Genomic DNA, 17,548 nt, shown 5'->3' on the forward strand with positions numbered 1-17,548 from the left:
GTGTGTGGCACGGTGCTGATTCAGCATATCCAGGCGGATGTACTACGACAGATTTTGCCGCTCCTGCTGATCAGCATCGGTTTATGGTTCCTGTTAATGCCGCGCCTGGGCGAGTCGGACCGTGAGCATCGCCTGCAGGGCATCGCTTTTGCGCTGGTCGGCGGCGGCTGCGTCGGTTTTTATGACGGCTTTTTTGGTCCGGGTGCCGGTTCATTCTATGCATTGGCGTTTGTGACGCTGTGTGGCTTCAATCTCGCCAAGGCCACTGCCCACGCCAAAGTCCTAAATTTCACCTCCAATTTCGGCAGTCTGCTGTTCTTTATGTTCGGCGGAAAGGTAGTGTGGGGCACGGGCGTGATCATGTTGATTGGCGCATTCGTGGGCGCGCGTATCGGCGCCAGACTGGTGCTGAGCCGGGGTCAGAAGCTGATCCGCCCGATGGTGGTGATTGTATCCGCTGTGATGAGCGCCAAATTATTGTGGGATAGCCATGGCAGCGCGTTGCTGGCGTGGATAGCCACGCTGTAAAGCAGTACTCGTCAAGAACGGCTGCCAATGCGACAATGGCGCTAATTTTTTTAAAGATTAAAATATTATGAGTACAGAACATCATTACCAGCAGCTGGTGGATATTTTTGATGGCTGCTTTGTTGAAGACTTTCAGACCCGTCTAATTAAAGGCGATGACGAACCTATTTATCTTCCAGCGGATGAGGAATCGCCGTGGAACCGGGTGGTGTTTGCTCACGGTTTCTACGCCAGCGCGCTGCACGAAATTTCTCACTGGTGTATTGCCGGTGAAGCGCGCCGCAAGCTGGTGGATTTTGGTTATTGGTACTGCCCGGATGGGCGGGATGCGCAAACGCAAAGTCAGTTCGAGTCAGTGGAAGTCAAGCCACAGGCGCTGGAGTGGCTGTTCTGTGTCGCGGCGGGCTTTCCCTTCAATGTCAGCTGTGACAACCTCGAAGGCGATTGTGAACCCGATCGCATCGCGTTCCAGCGCAAGGTCCATGCTCAGGTGATGACTTATTTTGAGCAGGGTATCCCGGCACGTCCGGCACGTTTTATCGATGCGTTAGCCAGCTATTACGGTACGCCAGCGCTGACGGCGGCACACTTCCCGTGGCCGGAAGATCTGTGATTCGCAAACATATTATTAATGACCCAAAGTCACCCGCGTTGCAGCATAACGGCGAATGAACGACCCCCGGGAACGCGAACCAGCGTGTAACGGGGCAAGAGCGTGAAGCCAGCGCAGTAGCGGCGCGGCGTATCAAGGGCAATAAGGAACAAGACGATGATCGTAGAATTCGAATCCCGCATCCTGGCATTGATTGACGATATGGTAGATCACGCCAGTGACGACGAGCTGTTTGCCGGTGGCTATCTGCGTGGTCATCTGACCCTGGCGGTGGCTGAGATTGAAATCAGCGGTGAGCACACGCCAGAAGCGCTGCAAATCCATGTGACCAACAGCCTACAAAATGCGATTGCCGCAGGTGAACTGTCACCACGCGATCAGGCGCTGGTGATTGGCATGTGGGATAATTTGTTCCAGCAGGCGCGTCAGACCGCCTGATAAGTCGGGGCGGCCGCTCGCCCCGCCATCCTAGCGTCCCGCTTTCTTACCTTTCAGCAATTTTCTTACCCAGTAACGATTCGGATTCAATGCCGCCAGCGTGGTGATATCCAGCGGTTGCGGCTCACCACTCATCTGTGCCGCCAGTACTTCCGCCGCCAGCGGCGCGCTGCACAAGCCGCGTGAACCCAGCGCACCCAGCACAAATAAACCGGCATGAACCGGTGCATCGGCAAGGGTTTCACCCCGTGCTCGTTGCCCCGGCAAATCAGCATATTGCACCAGCGTTGCGGCGTAATCAGGCGCGCTGCCACTCATCGGTAAGTGATCGCGCGTTGCGCAGCGCACGCCAACACGCGCCTCGTTATCACTGATATCCACCTGCTGTGGCCACTCTGCATCCGGCAGACAGTTCACCAGGCGCTGGCGGTTTTCCTGCTGATCGTCAGCACGGAAATCGGTTGTGGTATCGCCGCGATGGTAGCTGGCCCCGATGCAGTGGGTGCTGAAATTCGGGCTGACTGGCGTGAGATAGCCGTCATAGCAGAGTACGGTATTTAACGCGCCCAGCTCAGGATTGGTCGGCACATGACTGACCTGACCCGCCACCGCGTAAACGGGCAAGTCTTTGCTTTGCTCAATTTCCAGCAGCGCATGGCCATTGGCGAGCACCACCTGCTGATGATTTACCGAAGGTTGCTCGCTGAAGTTCAGGGTCCACCCCTCAGTCGTCGTTTCCAGCGTGGTGACGCGATGCAGCCAGTGCAGGCGTAAACCCAGCGTTTGCGCATGCTCCAATAGGTTGCTGGTCAGTTGCGACGGAGAGAGCCAGCCGCCCTGAGGATAGAAAATGCCACCGCATCCGGTCTCGACGCCCGCTAACTGCTGCGCGTCTTCCTTGCTTACGCCGTACGCCACATCATGCGGCAATCCCATCTCCAGCATCTGGGCAATTTTATCGGCACTTTTACTGTCCCAGCCGAGTTGCAGCACACCGCTCCAGTGATGTTCAAACATCACTGGTAGCTGGTCGTACAAACGGCGGGCAAAGGTGAACGCCGCAGGGAAGAACGTGGCGAGAGCGGGATCGTGCTGATTAAGCAGCGGGTAAAGTGCGCCCTGACGATTGCCGGAAGCACCCAGCGCGGGCGCAGCATCGGCGCAATAAAGTGTGACCTTCCAGCCGCGGCGCAACAGCGCCAGCGCCAGTACGGCACTCGCCACGCCACCGCCAACCAGCGCCACTTCCTGAGTGCGAGCCGCAGGGCGGGCGTACCATGGTTGGCTGTGGGGCAGGGCAGCAACCTGCTCCATAACGCCCGTTAGCATTTCGCGTTTGTGACCAAAGCCTTTGCGCTTAGCCACGGTAAAACCCGCTTCCTGTAATCCCCGACGGACAAAACCTGCCGAGGTGAAGGTCGCCAGCGTCCCACCAGGCCGGGCCAGACGGGCCATGGCGGCGAACAATTCCGGCGTCCACATCTCCGGATTTTTAGACGGAGCAAAACCATCTAAAAACCATGCATCCACCTGAGCATTAAGACTGTCATCAAAGGTATTAATTAGCGCGTTAATATCACCGAGCCAGAGATCGAGCGTGACTTTACCGTTGTTGAACAGTAAACGCTGGCAACCCGGCAGCGCCTGTGGCCACTGTTGCTGTAACTGTTCTGCCCAGTGCGCCAGCTCAGGCCAGTGTGCGTGCGCTGCGACCAGATCGGTTTGCGTCAGTGGGAATTTTTCGCAGCTAATGAAGTGCAGACGCTTAAGTGTCGCGTCGGGATGTTCGCTACAGAAGCGATCGAACGCTTGCCACAAGGTAAGAAAGTTCAGACCCGTCCCAAAACCGCTTTCCGCGACAATAAAAATATCGCGTGAATGTTGAGCGAAACGGAGAGGAATTTGGTTGCCGTTGAGGAAAACATAGCGCGTCTCCTCCAACCCGTTGTCGTTGGAGAAATAGACGTCATCGAATGCTCGGGAAACAGGTGTACCCTGATCATTCCAGTTTAATTGCGCGTGTTCAACCGGGGCTAATTTCACGGGAAAGGCTCGTTTTTCAGGCAGTGGCGCGATTTTAACGACTGCCGTCACATGACGCAAATTTACAAAAGGAAATGGCTGATCGGACTTGTTCGGCTTACAACTGTAAGCTAGAGTGCACGTCAATCCAAAAGAAGTGGAATGAGGACTATTGAATGAAACGTGCAGTGATTACTGGCCTGGGTATCGTTTCCAGCATTGGTAATAACCAGCAAGAAGTGCTGGCTTCTCTGCGTGAAGGCCGTTCGGGTATCACCTTCTCTGAAGAGATGAGAGATATCGGTATGCGCAGCCACGTATGGGGCAACGTCAAACTGGATACCAACGGGCTCATCGATCGCAAAATCGTGCGTTTCATGAGTGATGCTTCAATCTACGCTTACCTGTCTATGGCGGAAGCGATTCAGGATTCCGGCCTGACTGACGAGCAGTATCAGAACAACCCACGCGTGGGTCTGATTGCCGGCTCAGGCGGCGGTTCCCCGCGTTACCAGGTCTTCGGTGCCGATGCGATGCGTGGCCCGCGTGGCCTGAAAGCCGTTGGCCCTTATGTGGTGACCAAAGCCATGGGTTCAGGTGTATCAGCTTGTCTGGCTACCCCATTCAAAATCCACGGTGTGAACTACTCAATCAGCTCCGCTTGTGCCACTTCCGCACACTGCATCGGTAACGCGGTTGAGCAAATTCAGTTGGGCAAACAGGACATCGTGTTTGCTGGCGGCGGCGAAGAGCTGAGCTGGGAAATGGCCTGTGAGTTCGATGCGATGGGCGCACTGTCCACCAAATACAACGAAACGCCAGAAAAAGCCTCTCGTACTTACGATGCGAACCGTGATGGTTTCGTGATCGCTGGCGGCGGCGGCATGGTGGTGGTTGAAGAGCTGGAACATGCTCTGGCACGTGGCGCACACATTTACGCAGAAATCGTTGGCTACGGCGCGACCTCTGACGGTGCTGATATGGTGGCACCATCAGGCGAAGGCGCAGTGCGTTGCATGAAGATGGCGATGCAGGGCGTTGATACCCCAATCGATTACCTCAACACCCACGGTACTTCTACACCTGTCGGTGATGTGAAAGAGCTGGGTGCGATTCGCGAAGTGTTTGGTGACAACTCACCGTACATTTCTGCTACCAAAGCCATGACCGGTCACTCACTGGGTGCAGCGGGCGTGCAGGAAGCGATCTACACCTTGCTGATGCTGGAGCATAGCTTCATCGCACCAAGCATCAACATCGAAGAGATTGATGAAGCCGGTAAAGGCCTGAACATCGTGACGCAGCCGACTGAAAAAGCGCTGACCACCGTGATGTCCAACAGCTTCGGTTTCGGCGGCACCAACGCCACCTTGACCATGCGTAAGCTGCCAGCTTAATAGCGTGATCACCGTTTTCCAGGGGCCGGTTTATCCGGCCCCTGTTGTTTTTGACAATTCCCCCGCCGCTTGCCTACACTCTTCACATCTTGCCTGAAACAAAATAATCGTTTGCGCACAGTATGAACCAAACAACCCGTTTTCGCCTGAATATAGGGTGCGAACGTATGTTGGTTTTGCCTGTCGTGCACGCTCTGAACAAGGAGTTCATACCATCATGACCACGGCTGCTGATACGCAGACGCAATCTGTGCTGCCTTTGGGTTGCATATCCTTTGCGGTGTTTCTCACTTACTTAACCGCAGGGCTGGCGCTCCCGGTCATCCCACTGTACGTGCACCAGGAATTGGGCATGAGCAACCTGATGGTGGGTGTGGCGGTAGGGATTCAGTTCTTCGCCACGCTGCTGACGCGCAGCTTCGCCGGACGCCGAGCCGATCAGCACGGTGCCAAGCTCACCACACAACACGGTATGATCGCCATCGCGCTGGTGGGTGTGGCGTATCTGGCGGCGGCGATGCTGCCGGTTTCGCCGTGGGCAAAATTTGGTTTGCTGGCAGTGGGGCGTTTGTTACTCGGATTTGGTGAAAGCTTACTGCTCACCGGCAATCTGACCTGGGGCATGGGGTTGGTGGGAAGCAAACGATCCGGCCTGGTGATGTCGTGGAACGGTATGGCGATTTATGGATCGCTGGCGGCGGGCGCACCGCTGGGTTTGTTGATCAATCAACATGGCGGATTCGCAGCACTCGGTGCTGTCGCGCTGCTGTTGCCACTGCTCTCACTGGCAATCAATAGTTGGGTCACTAAAGTGCCGGTGATGGGTGGTGAACGTCCCTCATTGTTCAGCGTGGTGAAAACTATCTTCCAACCCGGCATGGCGCTGGCGTTACAGGGCACCGGCTTCGCCGTGATCGGCACTTTTACCTCGCTCTATTTTGCCGCAGAAAACTGGGGCAATGCCGGTTTTGCCCTGACCGCATTTGGCTGTGCTTTTGTATTGGTGCGTGTTTTCTTTGGCGGCCTGCCGGATCGTCACGGTGGCGTCCGCGTCGCAATGATTTCCCTGCTGGTGGAAACTGCCGGTTTGCTGGTGCTGGCATGTGCAAGCTCTGGCTGGATGGCGCTGGTAGGCGCCGCGCTCACCGGCTGCGGCTGTTCACTGATTTTCCCGGCGCTCGGCGTCGAGGTGATCAAACGTGTCTCGCCGCAAATTCGTGGCACGGCGCTGGGCGGTTTCTCTGCTTTCCAGGATATCGCTTACGGTGCCAGCGGCCCACTGACCGGCCTGCTCGCCACGGCGTTGGGTTATGGCTCGGTCTACCTTGCGGGTGCCTGCTGCGCAGCCCTGGGCATTCTCGTCACCTGGACGTTTGCGCGTAGCGCGACAACAGCGTAACCAGCTTATCGCAGGCGCTGACAATCTCACCCGGCGTCAGCGCGGCAAAGCCCAGCAGCCAGCCCGGTTGTGGCTCACTGTCGGCGTACAACGGTGACAAGCGCGGCAACAGCAGACCGATTTCCCTCGCCTGCTGCGTGAGCTGTGCTTCCTCACCCTGATGCAATGCTACCGTTAACTGCAGCCCGCCAGACGCCTGCAGCGGCGTCAACCACGGCTGCAGGCGGGTGTTGATCTGCTCCAGCAAACGATCGCGACGGCTGTGGTAAAGCTGGCGCATCAGCCGCAGGTGGCTGGCAAAATGGCCTTGTTGGAGGAACTCAGCGGTAATCGCTTGTGGCAACAGCGCGCTGTGCCCATCCAGAATGCTACGTGCGCGACCCATGGCATCTACCAGTGCTGGCGGGACGACCATCCACGCCAGCCGCAGGGAAGGGAAGAGCGTTTTGGAAAAAGTGCCAAGGCAGATAACCCGGCTGTTATCCTCCAATCCCTGTAAGGCGGGAAGCGGGCGATCGTCATAGTGAAACTCACTGTCGTAATCATCCTCAATTAACCAGCTTTGCTGCTGGTGCGCCCAGTCGAGCCACTGCAGGCGGCGGGCAAGGCTCATCGCGGTACCGGTGGGATAGTGATGTCCCGGCGTCAGATAAACCAGTCTCGCGTCTCCTTCAAGCGGCATCGCACCTTCGCTATCCAACGGCATCGCACGGCAGTGTGCACCCGCAGCGAGGAAAGCGTTACGCGCGCCGGGATAGCCTGGCTCTTCAAGCCACACTTCATCATTGGCATCCAATAACATCAGTGCCAGTAACTGCAGGGCCTGCTGTGAACTGGTTAGGATGACGACTTGCCCGGCAGCACAGCGCACCCCGCGTGATAACGCCAGATAATCTGCCACCGCCTCACGAAGCGGCATAAAGCCCAGCGGATCGCCATAACCCATCACCTGGCTGCCCAGCGAGCGCTGAACGCTGTTACTGATCCGGCGCCATTGGGTATGCGGGAAAGCGCGTAATTCAGGCGAACCGGCGGCAAACGCATGGGGGAACGGCGGATCCTGGCAGCCACCGGTTGCTAATATTTGCTCACCACGCCGTGAGAAACGAGGTGAGTTATGTGCGGGTGTGGTCGCCGCCCGTGCAGGCATTGCAATCGATACAAAAGTACCCCGACCCGCCCGCCTCTCCAGATAGCCTTCACTCTCCAGCTGCGCATAAGCGGCTTCCACCGTCACTCGCGACAATGACAAATCCTCGGCTAACTGACGGCTGGAGGGTAAGCGTTGTTGATGGTGCAAATGGCCTCGGGTTATGGCCTCACGTAGCGTATGGCATAAACGTTCACGTAAGCCGCCGGATGACGTGTGATTAAACAGGGCTAAAAAAGAGTGGCGCATGCTGGTCTTATCACTGTGTGAAAAGTGGTATCAGATTGCAGACCACTTTGCCGTAAACTCAGGGAAAATTACACAAGGAGAATGCGATGTCATCAGTCTTACTCTTCCCGCCCGCGGATCCTCAGGAAAGCGTGGCGTATCTGCAGCACAAACTGAGTTATTACACCGATGCCTGGGATTTGGCAGAGGATCTGGCGCAAGGCGTCAATGCGATAGTGGTGGTTGATGCGCGATCCACTGATGTCTATCAGGCGGGGCACATCACCGGGGCGATTTCGTTTCCGCATCGCACTATGAATGCCGACTCCACCGCACAGTTGGATCGCAGTAAGGTGTATATCACATACTGCGATGGCATCGGCTGCAACGGCTCAACGAAAGCGGCATGGAAACTGGCTTCGCTGGGTTTTCAGGTCAAAGAGTTGATAGGTGGACTGGATTTCTGGAAACGTGATGGGCATCCATTGACGTGGGGAACGTCGCCTGGCGAGTGGCCACAGGCCGCACCCGGCGCGCACTGTGGCTGTTAAGTTACAGAAATAGCCAGAGTAAAAAGAAGAACAGCGCCAGGCCAAGGATTACGGTCAGTGCCGGGCGCTGAGCCAGTGGACGCGGTAATATCTCGATCCACGGCGACCAGATCGGCTGCGGACGTAAATCACTGGCGGCGTGCGGCTGCTCCAGCGTTTTCTCGACGCGGCGGCTAAACAGCAAGTTGAGAAGATCTTGCGTTTGCGCGGGCGTCAGTACCGTTTGTGGCGTGGCCTGGAAGCGCTGCTGGCTGTAATCCTCCAGCAGGCGTTGCTCGTCATGCGTCAGCGGCTGCTTCAGCGAAGTTTCCAGCATTTGTAAGGTCGGTGCGCTGTGTTGACCCAATGTCTGACGTACCTGCAAATATTGTGTCAGCAGCGGGAAGTGGCGAGAGGGAATTGGATCGCCACTCTTCAGATTGACCAGTTTCAGCGCTTCAGACAGCAGCTTGACCGGTGATTCGCCGGTCGTGGCCGCGAGACGCGTAACCTGTTGATTCAGCGATTGCTGTTCAGCCGGCAGCAGCGTGCGATCGGACGCGCGCGTTTGCTGCGGCTGCGGGATCGCCATCTGCCCATTTTGCAGCATGGTCAGCACCTGATGTAACTGGTCTTGCGACAGCGCACTCAGCACCGTTTGGTTAAATTGCTGACGGATAAAGTCACTCACCGCCTGGCGATTATTGCCCTGCGGCAGCTTTTCCAGCAGCTGCTGCAACAGCTGACGCGTGGCAAGGCTGTTCTGTACCTGGGTTAAACGACCATTCAGATGTTGCTCAGCGGCAGGAAAATGACGCGATTGCAGCTCAGCATCATTCTTTACGCCCACTTCATGGCGTACGCCAGCCCACAATTCCGGAGCTTTCAAGGTGCTGAGTGACATGATGCGCACAATCAGACGTTCCAGCGTGGTGCGCTGGGCAGGGGAGAGTGGCTGTTCGCCCGCCGGTCCGCCAGGACGAGTGGGGCCAGTCGCGTTAGTGAGCGTTGTACGATCGCCCGCGGGCACACCGGGACCGCTGAGAGGTTGCATGGCGGAATCCTTGAAAAACGAGGTCAGATCCGGGTGCGCCGGAAAAAAGAGGCCATATGATAGCAAAAGCCCCCGGGAAATCCACGGGGGCAGTGAGGGGAAATCGCGTCAGTTCTGGATTTATTCAGCTTCAGCCAGTTTGAGACGCTTACGACGCCAGCGTTTCCACAGTGGCGGCACGATCAGGACAGCGATCGCCAACACCAGCAACACTTTGCAGATCAGGCTTTCCCATAGAATCGGCAGGTTGCCGTTACTGATGGAGAGCGCACGGCGCAGGTTTTGCTCCAGCATCTCTCCCAGTACGAAGCCCAAAATCAGCGGCGACATTGGGAAATCCATTTTACGCAGGATATAGCCAAAGATACCCAATCCCACCATCAGCAACAGGTCAAAGGTGGTACTGTGCACGGCGTAAACGCCCACCGCAGAGATCGCGGCGATGGCGGGTACCAGGAACCACAGCGGAATGGTTAGCATGCGGGCGAAGATGTTGATCATCGGGATGTTCATGATCAGCAGCATCACGTTACCAATCAGCAGTGCTGCAATCAGACCCCAGACGATATCCGGCTGCTCGGTAAACATCGCCGGACCGGGTGTGATGTTGTACAGCGTCAGCGCACCGACCATCACCGCCGTGGTGCCGGAGCCCGGAATACCCAGCGTCAGCATCGGAATAAAGGAGCCACAAGCCGAGGCGTTGTTGGCCGCTTCAGGCGCTGCCACGCCGCGAATATCCCCTTTACCAAACTGGTCACTGCCGCTGATTTTCTTCTCGCTCATATAAGCGATGGCACTGGCGATGGTGGCACCGGCGCCGGGCAGTACGCCAACAAAGAAGCCAATAAAGGAGGAACGTAAGGTAGCACCGGTTGCCTGCGCCGCTTCTTTCATGTTGAACATCATACGGCCACTGGCGCGAACCACTTTCTGCCCGCTGCTGGTGGATTCCAGCATCAGCAGTATTTCACTGACAGAAAACAGCCCGATCACCACGACCACAAATTGGATACCGTCGGAGAGGTGCACGCTGTCGAAGGTGAAACGATAGACGCCGGTATTGGCATCGACGCCAACGGTGGCCATACCCAAACCGATCAGCGCGGCTAAAAACGATTTCAACGGATTGTGGCTCATCATGCTGCCCAGACAGGCAATCGCAAACACCATCAGCGCGAAATACTCCGCCGGACCAAAGGCCAGTGACCAGTTGGCCAATATAGGGGCAAAGAGAATAATGCCGAGAATGGCGATCGTAGATCCAATAAACGAACTCACCGCCGAGATCGACAGTGCCACGCCGGCTTTGCCCTGTTGCGCCATCGGGTAGCCATCCAGCGCGGTCATTATTGCCCCGGCATCGCCTGGCACGTTAAGCAAAATAGAGGAGATACGACCACCGTACTCGCAACCGATGTAGACCGTAGCAAGCAGGATCAGCGCGGACTCGGCAGGTAAGTGCAGAGCAAACGCCAGCGGCATCAGGATCGCGACACCGTTAATCGGCCCGAGTCCGGGCAGTAGGCCAACAATGGTGCCAATAAAGCAGCCGATGAGTGCGATCATCAGGTTTTCCGGCGTCATCGCGACGGCAAACCCTTGCATCAGAAAAGACCAGGTATCCATGTGAGACTCCCGTTAATTGAACCAGCTGCCGACGGGCAAGGTGACATCGAGCAGGCGGTCAAAGGCATAAAACAGTGCGATGCCCATCACCACACCGGACACCGCAGCCGCCCACCAGCGCGCGCCAAACAATAGCCCAATGCCAAAGGTCAGCAGCGTGGTGCATGCAGCAAAACCCAGACGCTCAAACAGCCAGCCATAAACCATCAGCATGACGCACATCAGCACTAACTTTTTCAGTGTGGTGGCGGAAGGCCACTGCACCAGATCGGGTTTGCGCAGTAACATCATCACGGCGCAAATGGCCATTAATCCCAGCAGCAGCATCGGGAAAGGGCGTGGGCCGACCGGTTCATAGCTGTATTCACTCTGGATTTGCCAGGCAATAAACAGCCCGGCAATGCACAGCAGCAGCCAGATACCGGCGAAGATACGATCGCTCATCATCAACTCCGTTATTTGGCCAGGCCAAAGGATTTGGCTTTTTCGCGATAATCAGCCACCTGTTTTTTCACGTAGGCATCCAGCTCGCTGCCGAACATGTTGAATTCAAACAGTCCGCGCATATCTCGCTGTTGCTGGAATTCTTTGGTGGTCACCAATTTTTTGAACGCGTCTTCCCACCACTGATATTCCGCGTCAGTCACTTTCGGACCGAGGTAATAGCCGCGAATAATCGGCCATTCGACGTTATAGCCTTGCTCTTTGGCAGTTGGCACACTCGCCAGTTCACCCGGTAAGCGTTTATCAGACATCACTGCCAGCACGCGCAACTTGCCGGCTTGCAAATGTGGCACCATCTCGCTCATATCCCCGGAGACCACCTGAATATGGTTGCCAAGCAGAGCCGTTACCGGCTCGCCACCGCCCTCAAACGCGACATAGCGCATCTTGCGTGGGTCGATGCCCGCTTCGCGAGCCAGCAGGGCGGTTTTCATCCAGTCCTGACTCCCGATCGAAGCACCTGCGCCGACCACCACTTTGGTGGGATCGCTCTTCATGGCTTCCATCAGTTCACCGAGGTTCTTCCATGGGGCGTCATTGCGTACCGCGACGATGCCATAATCGGTGCCGACGGCAGCCAGCCACTTCACGTCACTTTCTGAATAGCGGCCAAACTTGCCCTGAGAGAGATTGAGCAACGAACCGCCGGAGAAGGCCACCAGCGTGCCTGCTTCGGCGGGGCGCTGAGCAATGATGGCGTTGTAAGCCACCGCTCCCACACCGCCGGGCATATAGGTCACGCGCATCGGTTTACTGATTTCGCCGGTTTCCTGCATGGAAACCTGAATCAATTTACAGGTCAGATCAAAGCCACCGCCGGGTTTGGCGGGGGCGATACATTCTGTCCGGTCTGGCGCTTCCGCCAGCGCAGAAGAGATCGACAAAGCCACGAGGGTTGAGGCGAGGGCGAGGGGTAAGATTTTTTTCATTATTCGCTCCATTCATGCTTCCAGAGTGTGACAACTGCCGAACATTCGGCGTTGCTGAATTGTTAATGGTGTAACCTTTCATTTACCTTTCAGTGCTCGGGAAAAGTATCAGGATGTGATATGCGTCTCTTACTGGTGGAAGATACGGTTGACCTGGCCAGCTGGCTGCAAAAAGCGCTGACACAGAAAGGCTTTGCCGTGGATTGGGTCGCGGATGGCCTGGCGGCAGACCATGTGTTGCAGAGCGAAGACTATGCTGTGGTGGTGCTGGATGTATCACTGCCACGGCTGGATGGTTTGGCAGTGCTAGCGCGTTTGCGAAAGCGTGGGCAAACCACGCCAGTATTGTTGCTCACGGCCAAAAGCGCACTGGAACAGCGCGTGCAGGGACTCAACGCGGGCGCGGACGACTATCTCACCAAACCCTTTGAACTGGATGAGCTGGAAGCGCGCCTGCGGGCGTTGTTGCGTCGCAGCCAGGGGCAGACTGCGCAATCGCACACCGTGGGCCAGCTGGAACGCGACGGCGAAGGCTATTTTCTGCTGAATCATAAACCGTTGATGCTCACCCCGCGTGAAGCCAGCGTGCTTTCGACTTTGATGCAACGCCCTGGACGTCCGGTGTCACGCCAGCATCTTTATGAACAGACCTTTACCTTAACCGATGAAGCCAGCCTGGAAAGCATTGAACTGTATGTGCATCGGGTGCGGAAAAAGCTGCAGGGCAGCGATGTTGCCATCGTGACGCTACGTGGGCTGGGATACAGTCTGGAGTGCCAGCCGTGCGCCTGAGCCATTCACTGCGTGGTGAACTGCTATTGTGGTTGGGCGCTCCGTTGATGTTGTTGTGGGGGTTGTCAGTTTATACCCATTACCAGAGTGCGCTGCAGGCGGCGAATCAAGCCTATGATCGCTCACTTCTCGCCTCGGCCCGCACGGTGGCGGAAAGGCTGGTGGTACGGCAAAACCATCTTGAAGTGGACGTGCCTTGGGTGGTGCTCGACAGTTTTGAGCGCAACATGAACGATCAGCTGTTCTATCAGGTGATCTCGCCGCAAGGCAAAACCCTTTCAGGTTACCCCGATCTGCCCCCTTTACCGCGCAACGCGCCGCTTTCTGAAGCCTATCCCGCATTAGTCCACTTTTACGATGGCAGCTACCGTAAGCAGCCGATTCGGATTGCGGCGTTATGGCAACCGGTAAACGAGCAGGGCGTAGAGGGGATGGCGCTGGTTCTGGTGGCGGAAACCCTGAATTCTCGTCATGGGTTTGCGGAAGGATTATTGCGCACCGCGTTGATCAGTCAAAGCTTTCTGGTGTTGATTACCCTGCTGTTAGCCAGCCTGTTATTACGCAAAGTGTTGCGGCCGCTGCGCCGATTATCGCGCATCATGCTACGACGTGCGCCAGGTGAGTTGACGCCTTTGCCGTCGCTATTGCCCTGGTCGGAATTGCAGCCGTTAATTATTGCCTTTAATCGACATCTGGAACGACTGCGCGGTTTGCTGGCACGACAGGAACGTTTTAGTGCCGACGTTTCACACCAATTACGTACACCGCTCACTATTTTAAAAACACAGGTTGGCGTTGCGCTCAACAGTGATGATCCTGCGCAGTGGCGGGAAAGTTTGCTTGGCATGCGCCATACGCTCAACGATACGGTGCAACTCACCGATCGGTTATTACAATTGGCACAAATTAAAGCCCGGCACGGTGAGGACAAGCCTTTTTCTCGAGTCAGTTTGAATGAAATTGTGGAACAGGCATGTTTCAGCAGCTATGCCGGCGCGCGCCACAAACACATCGATCTGGGATTTGAAGGCGACATTCCCTGTGTGGTGCAAGGCGATGGCTTATTACTGGCCGAACTCTGTGCCAACCTGCTGGACAATGCGATTAAATACACACCAGAAGGTGGGATCGTCACGGCGAGATTGCGGGAGAAGCAGCTGGAAATTGAGGACAGCGGACCGGGCATTAGCGCGGCACAACAGCATCAGGCATTGCAGCCGTTTGGTCGCCTGGATACTGCCAGCCAGCCCGGTGCGGGCATCGGGCTGGCGCTGGTCAAAGATATCTGTGCCTGGCACGGTGCGCAGTTGCTGCTGGATCGCAGCCCGCAGCTGGGCGGGCTGCGCATCATCATCAGCTTTCGCTGAGCTGAACGGTGCGTTCACGTGGCTTGCGCAGCGGTGTTTTCAACCGTTGCGCCAGAATCACCCCCACTAACGTCATGCCACCGCCAATCCAGTGATAGGCGTGCAGTTGCTCATGCAGGAACAGCACGGCAATGATGGCGGTAAATGCGGGCACAAAATTCATAAAAATGGTGGTGGTACTGGCACCGAGACGTTGCACACCAAGGATCCACAAGAACGGCGCGATAATGGATGCGAACAGCCCGGCAAACAGCACCAGCGGAATGTTATGCAAGTTCAGCGTGACGTCCGGTGCGCGCAAGAATCCAGGCAGTAACAGCAACACACCAAAGAAAATCTGCACGTACAGGCTCTGCCAGGTCGGCAGAGGGATTGCCCAGCGTTTGGTCAGCACACCGTAAAGCGCATACGAGGTGGAAGCCGCCAGCATCATCAACTCGCCGTTGCCCAGACGCTGATTCAGCAACTGAGCTGGATTCCCTTCACTCACCAACCATACCAAACCGGCAAAGGACAACAGGCCGCCGATCAAAATGCCGCGCGTCGGCGCAAGGCGTAAAACGAACAGGCTGAGCAGAATGGTCAGTAACGGAATCGTGGCACCCAATATACCCATCATCACCGCCGACACGCTGTGGGCGGCATAGTAGGCGAGACTCTGATAAAGCACCATGCCCAACAGGCCGAGGATCAATAATCGCCACAGATTGGCCTTCACGGCATGGCGATGGCGCCACACGCCGGGCAGGCTGAAGGGGGCCAGCACAATGAGCGCCAGTAGCCAGCGATAAAAGGAGATGGCGGCAGGATCGATGCTCCCGGCAGAGAGTTTGCTGACAATGGTGTTGATCGACCAGATCATCACCGCAATCAACGGAAACAGTAAATTCATCGTACGACTCCTGAGTTTAATCGCGAATAGTTTACATTTGACCGGTTTTATTTAGATAGTTAAAATCGGACAATATTCGTTAGTGACCGGACAGAATGAATTTACAGATCGAGTATCAGCCGCCGATTGATGCGCCGCTACTGCGCTATTTTATGCGCTACGAGCAGGCTAACGCGAAAACTGAATATCTCCCGCATCTGCACAGTTGGGGTCAGGTGATTTTCGTCACCAGCCACGTGCTGGAGATGGAAGTGGAGGGGGAACGGTTATTAACCCCCGCTGATATGCCGATTTGGATCCCGCCAGAACAGCGCCACAGCAGCTATAACCATTGCCATGCCCAGTTCCGCACCTTCAATCTCGCCGCCGATCTCTGTGCGGGGATGCCCGACAATGCCTGTTTACTGCACGTTGATGCGATTGTGCACGCCATCATGAATGATTTTGCACAGCGTGAGTTGGAGCAGCCTCAAACGGAAGCGGACTGGCGACTGTGTGAAGTCTTGATTGATCGTCTGCGTCAGGCACCGGTGCACACCAGCTATTTGCCCTTGTCGGACGACAAATTTCTCGCGCCTATTTTGCGCGCGCTGGAAGAAAATCCCGGCGATAACACCACGCTGGCACAATGGGCGAAGCGGGTGTTCACCACCGAGCGTACGCTGGCGCGACGTTGTCAGCAGCAGTTGAAGATGTCTTTCAGCGAATGGCGCCAGCGTTTACGGTTTTTGCGTGCCATTGCGCTGCTGGAGCAGGGGTGCAGCGTGCAGGGCATTGCACACGAACTGGGCTATAGCTCGTCGTCGGCGCTGATTGTGATGTTCCAGCAGCAGGCCGGCACTACACCGGACCGCTATCGCAGCCGGTTAGGTTAATCCCCAGCTTTATGTAAGAATACGCGCCTCAAAACGCCTCAGCAGACAGGACCGCCGCAGTGAAAATTCTCGTCGATGAAAACATGCCTTATGCTCGTGAACTCTTCAGTCGCACTGGTGAAGTATTGGCCGTGCCGGGACGTCCGTTACCCGAAGCAGAGTTACAGGATGCCAGCGGACTGATGGTGCGCTCGGTGACCAAAGTGAATGCGGCGCTGCTGTCCGGTACGCCAGTGAAATTTGTCGGTACCGCGACAGCAGGCACTGACCATGTCGATGATGCATCGCTGGCGGCCGCCGGCATTGCCTTCTCGGCGGCACCCGGCTGTAACGCAATTGCGGTGGTGGAGTATGTGTTCTCCTCCTTACTGCTGCTGGCCGAACGCGATGGTTTTGAACTGCGCGATCGTACCGTAGGTATTGTCGGCGTGGGCAATGTGGGGGGGCGTTTGCAAAAACGTCTTGAAGCCTGGGGGGTGAAAACCCTACTGTGCGATCCGCCGCGTGCGGATCGTGGCGATCAGGAAACGTTCCACACGCTGGATGAGCTGGTGGCGCAGGCCGATATTCTGACCTTCCACACACCGCTGTTTAAAGACGGCCCCTATAAAAGCTGGCATCTGGCCGATATGGCACTGCTGATGGCGCTCAAACCGAACACCATCCTGATCAATGCCTGCCGTGGTCCGGTCGTCGATAACACTGCGCTACTGGAAGTGCTGAGAATGCGCGACGATCTCAGCGTGGTGCTGGATGTGTGGGAACCGGAGCCGGATCTGAACCTCGATCTGTTGGATAAAGTGGATATCGCTACCGCGCATATCGCGGGCTATACGCTGGAAGGCAAGGCGCGTGGCACCACTCAGGTATTCGAAGCCTGGTGTGCGTTTATCGGTCAGCCGCAACAGGTCGCGCTGGAGACTCTGTTGCCTGCACCGGAATTTGGCACCATTACGCTGCACGGCAAGCTCGATCAGCCAACGCTGAAACGACTGGTGCACCTGGTGTATGATGTGCGCCGCGACGATGCGCCACTGCGAAAAGTGGCTGCCAAACCGGGCGAGTTTGATCGCCTGCGCAAGCAGTATGAAGAGCGTCGTGAATGGTCGTCACTGCAGGTGAAATGTGATGATGCCGATAGTGCCGCGATGCTGGAAAAGCTCGGTTTCCGCGCCAGTTTGTAAAGTTAAATCAATCCCCT

The 17,548-nt window shown here is 56.4% G+C and carries 17 protein-coding genes; 10 read left to right on the forward strand and 7 right to left on the reverse strand.

Going from position 1 to position 17,548, the window contains the following annotated elements; genetic code table 11:
* From H7A81_RS10870 to H7A81_RS10880, 3 genes are all read left to right on the forward strand, one after another.
* A partial coding sequence (locus H7A81_RS10870) for a TSUP family transporter (protein ID WP_182057488.1) occupies window positions 1–528 on the forward strand: 528 nt, incomplete at its 5' end.
* A 67-nt stretch (window positions 529–595) separates the two neighbouring features.
* Window positions 596–1,141, forward strand: a complete 546-nt coding sequence (locus H7A81_RS10875) for an elongation factor P hydroxylase (protein ID WP_034825153.1) — start codon at window positions 596–598, stop codon at window positions 1,139–1,141.
* Between the two features lie 156 nt (window positions 1,142–1,297).
* Window positions 1,298–1,579 (forward strand): YfcL family protein, encoded by a 282-nt coding sequence (locus H7A81_RS10880; protein ID WP_034825151.1) that lies wholly within the window; start codon window positions 1,298–1,300, stop codon window positions 1,577–1,579.
* Window positions 1,580–1,609: 30 nt separating this feature from the next.
* Here H7A81_RS10880 and mnmC read toward each other — a convergent pair whose 3' ends face one another.
* Window positions 1,610–3,622 carry a bifunctional tRNA (5-methylaminomethyl-2-thiouridine)(34)-methyltransferase MnmD/FAD-dependent 5-carboxymethylaminomethyl-2-thiouridine(34) oxidoreductase MnmC gene (mnmC, locus tag H7A81_RS10885; RefSeq protein WP_182057489.1) on the reverse strand — a complete coding sequence of 671 codons (2,013 nt, stop codon included), beginning with the start codon at window positions 3,620–3,622 and terminating at the stop codon, window positions 1,610–1,612.
* A gap of 155 nt (window positions 3,623–3,777) precedes the next feature.
* Between mnmC and fabB the strand changes: the two genes are divergently transcribed.
* Window positions 3,778–4,998, forward strand: a complete 1,221-nt coding sequence (gene fabB / locus H7A81_RS10890) for a beta-ketoacyl-ACP synthase I (RefSeq protein WP_034825147.1) — start codon at window positions 3,778–3,780, stop codon at window positions 4,996–4,998.
* Window positions 4,999–5,215: 217 nt separating this feature from the next.
* Window positions 5,216–6,397, forward strand: a complete 1,182-nt coding sequence (locus H7A81_RS10895) for an MFS transporter (protein ID WP_182057490.1) — start codon at window positions 5,216–5,218, stop codon at window positions 6,395–6,397.
* On the opposite strand, the gene H7A81_RS10900 is transcribed toward H7A81_RS10895, so the two are convergent.
* Window positions 6,360–7,796 (reverse strand): PLP-dependent aminotransferase family protein, encoded by a 1,437-nt coding sequence (locus H7A81_RS10900; protein WP_182057491.1) that lies wholly within the window; start codon window positions 7,794–7,796, stop codon window positions 6,360–6,362. The genes H7A81_RS10895 and H7A81_RS10900 overlap by 38 nt on opposite strands.
* Before the next feature lie 86 nt (window positions 7,797–7,882).
* On the opposite strand from H7A81_RS10900, the gene H7A81_RS10905 reads away from it, so the two are divergent.
* Window positions 7,883–8,326 (forward strand): rhodanese-like domain-containing protein, encoded by a 444-nt coding sequence (locus tag H7A81_RS10905; protein ID WP_182057492.1) that lies wholly within the window; start codon window positions 7,883–7,885, stop codon window positions 8,324–8,326.
* A gap of 1 nt (window position 8,327) precedes the next feature.
* Here the strand turns inward: H7A81_RS10905 and flk are convergent, their stop codons facing one another.
* From flk to H7A81_RS10925, 4 genes are all read right to left on the reverse strand, one after another.
* Window positions 8,328–9,359, reverse strand: coding sequence for a flagella biosynthesis regulator Flk (gene flk / locus H7A81_RS10910; protein WP_160869161.1), 1,032 nt, complete (start codon window positions 9,357–9,359; stop codon window positions 8,328–8,330).
* Between the two features lie 120 nt (window positions 9,360–9,479).
* On the reverse strand, window positions 9,480–10,988 hold the full coding sequence (locus tag H7A81_RS10915) for a tripartite tricarboxylate transporter permease (protein ID WP_034825138.1): 1,509 nt from the start codon (window positions 10,986–10,988) through the stop codon (window positions 9,480–9,482).
* Window positions 10,989–11,000: 12 nt separating this feature from the next.
* On the reverse strand, window positions 11,001–11,432 hold the full coding sequence (locus H7A81_RS10920) for a tripartite tricarboxylate transporter TctB family protein (protein WP_058962348.1): 432 nt from the start codon (window positions 11,430–11,432) through the stop codon (window positions 11,001–11,003).
* Window positions 11,433–11,443: 11 nt separating this feature from the next.
* On the reverse strand, window positions 11,444–12,421 hold the full coding sequence (locus tag H7A81_RS10925; protein WP_034825134.1) for a tripartite tricarboxylate transporter substrate binding protein: 978 nt from the start codon (window positions 12,419–12,421) through the stop codon (window positions 11,444–11,446).
* 120 nt (window positions 12,422–12,541) lie between these two features.
* On the opposite strand from H7A81_RS10925, the gene tctD reads away from it, so the two are divergent.
* Together tctD and H7A81_RS10935 are read left to right on the forward strand one after the other, a co-directional pair.
* On the forward strand, window positions 12,542–13,213 hold the full coding sequence (tctD, locus tag H7A81_RS10930; protein WP_182057493.1) for a transcriptional regulator TctD: 672 nt from the start codon (window positions 12,542–12,544) through the stop codon (window positions 13,211–13,213).
* A complete protein-coding gene (locus H7A81_RS10935) occupies window positions 13,204–14,580 on the forward strand; it encodes a sensor histidine kinase (protein ID WP_160833448.1) in 1,377 nt (458 codons plus the stop codon). The genes tctD and H7A81_RS10935 overlap by 10 nt, the downstream gene beginning before the upstream one ends.
* On the opposite strand, the gene H7A81_RS10940 is transcribed toward H7A81_RS10935, so the two are convergent.
* Window positions 14,567–15,472, reverse strand: a complete 906-nt coding sequence (locus H7A81_RS10940; RefSeq protein WP_058962344.1) for a DMT family transporter — start codon at window positions 15,470–15,472, stop codon at window positions 14,567–14,569. The genes H7A81_RS10935 and H7A81_RS10940 overlap by 14 nt on opposite strands.
* Before the next feature lie 95 nt (window positions 15,473–15,567).
* Here H7A81_RS10940 and H7A81_RS10945 point away from each other — a divergent pair, with 95 nt between their 5' ends.
* Both H7A81_RS10945 and pdxB read left to right on the forward strand, forming a co-directional pair.
* Window positions 15,568–16,347: a helix-turn-helix domain-containing protein gene (locus tag H7A81_RS10945; RefSeq protein WP_160869157.1), complete on the forward strand. Its 780-nt coding sequence runs from the start codon at window positions 15,568–15,570 to the stop codon at window positions 16,345–16,347.
* A gap of 59 nt (window positions 16,348–16,406) precedes the next feature.
* Window positions 16,407–17,531 (forward strand): 4-phosphoerythronate dehydrogenase PdxB, encoded by a 1,125-nt coding sequence (pdxB, locus tag H7A81_RS10950; RefSeq protein WP_182057494.1) that lies wholly within the window; start codon window positions 16,407–16,409, stop codon window positions 17,529–17,531.
* Window positions 17,532–17,548: the final 17 nt, after the last annotated feature.

The sequence above is a fragment of the Pantoea sp. ME81 genome (assembly GCF_903970985.1).
Classification (GTDB): domain Bacteria; phylum Pseudomonadota; class Gammaproteobacteria; order Enterobacterales; family Enterobacteriaceae; genus Pantoea; species Pantoea communis.

Bases quoted from the DNA above. Each gene is read 5' to 3' on its own strand.
- tctD (WP_182057493.1), top strand. From the start codon at position 12,542: ATGCGTCTCTTACTGGTGGAAGATACGGTTGACCTGGCCAGCTGGCTG.
- fabB (WP_034825147.1), top strand. From the start codon at position 3,778: ATGAAACGTGCAGTGATTACTGGCCTGGGTATCGTTTCCAGCATTGGT.
- H7A81_RS10920 (WP_058962348.1), bottom strand. From the start codon at position 11,432: ATGAGCGATCGTATCTTCGCCGGTATCTGGCTGCTGCTGTGCATTGCC.
- flk (WP_160869161.1), bottom strand. From the start codon at position 9,359: ATGCAACCTCTCAGCGGTCCCGGTGTGCCCGCGGGCGATCGTACAACG.
- H7A81_RS10880 (WP_034825151.1), top strand. From the start codon at position 1,298: ATGATCGTAGAATTCGAATCCCGCATCCTGGCATTGATTGACGATATG.
- H7A81_RS10940 (WP_058962344.1), bottom strand. From the start codon at position 15,472: ATGAATTTACTGTTTCCGTTGATTGCGGTGATGATCTGGTCGATCAAC.
- H7A81_RS10915 (WP_034825138.1), bottom strand. From the start codon at position 10,988: ATGGATACCTGGTCTTTTCTGATGCAAGGGTTTGCCGTCGCGATGACG.
- H7A81_RS10925 (WP_034825134.1), bottom strand. From the start codon at position 12,421: ATGAAAAAAATCTTACCCCTCGCCCTCGCCTCAACCCTCGTGGCTTTG.
- H7A81_RS10905 (WP_182057492.1), top strand. From the start codon at position 7,883: ATGTCATCAGTCTTACTCTTCCCGCCCGCGGATCCTCAGGAAAGCGTG.
- H7A81_RS10895 (WP_182057490.1), top strand. From the start codon at position 5,216: ATGACCACGGCTGCTGATACGCAGACGCAATCTGTGCTGCCTTTGGGT.
- H7A81_RS10875 (WP_034825153.1), top strand. From the start codon at position 596: ATGAGTACAGAACATCATTACCAGCAGCTGGTGGATATTTTTGATGGC.
- H7A81_RS10900 (WP_182057491.1), bottom strand. From the start codon at position 7,796: ATGCGCCACTCTTTTTTAGCCCTGTTTAATCACACGTCATCCGGCGGC.
- H7A81_RS10945 (WP_160869157.1), top strand. From the start codon at position 15,568: ATGAATTTACAGATCGAGTATCAGCCGCCGATTGATGCGCCGCTACTG.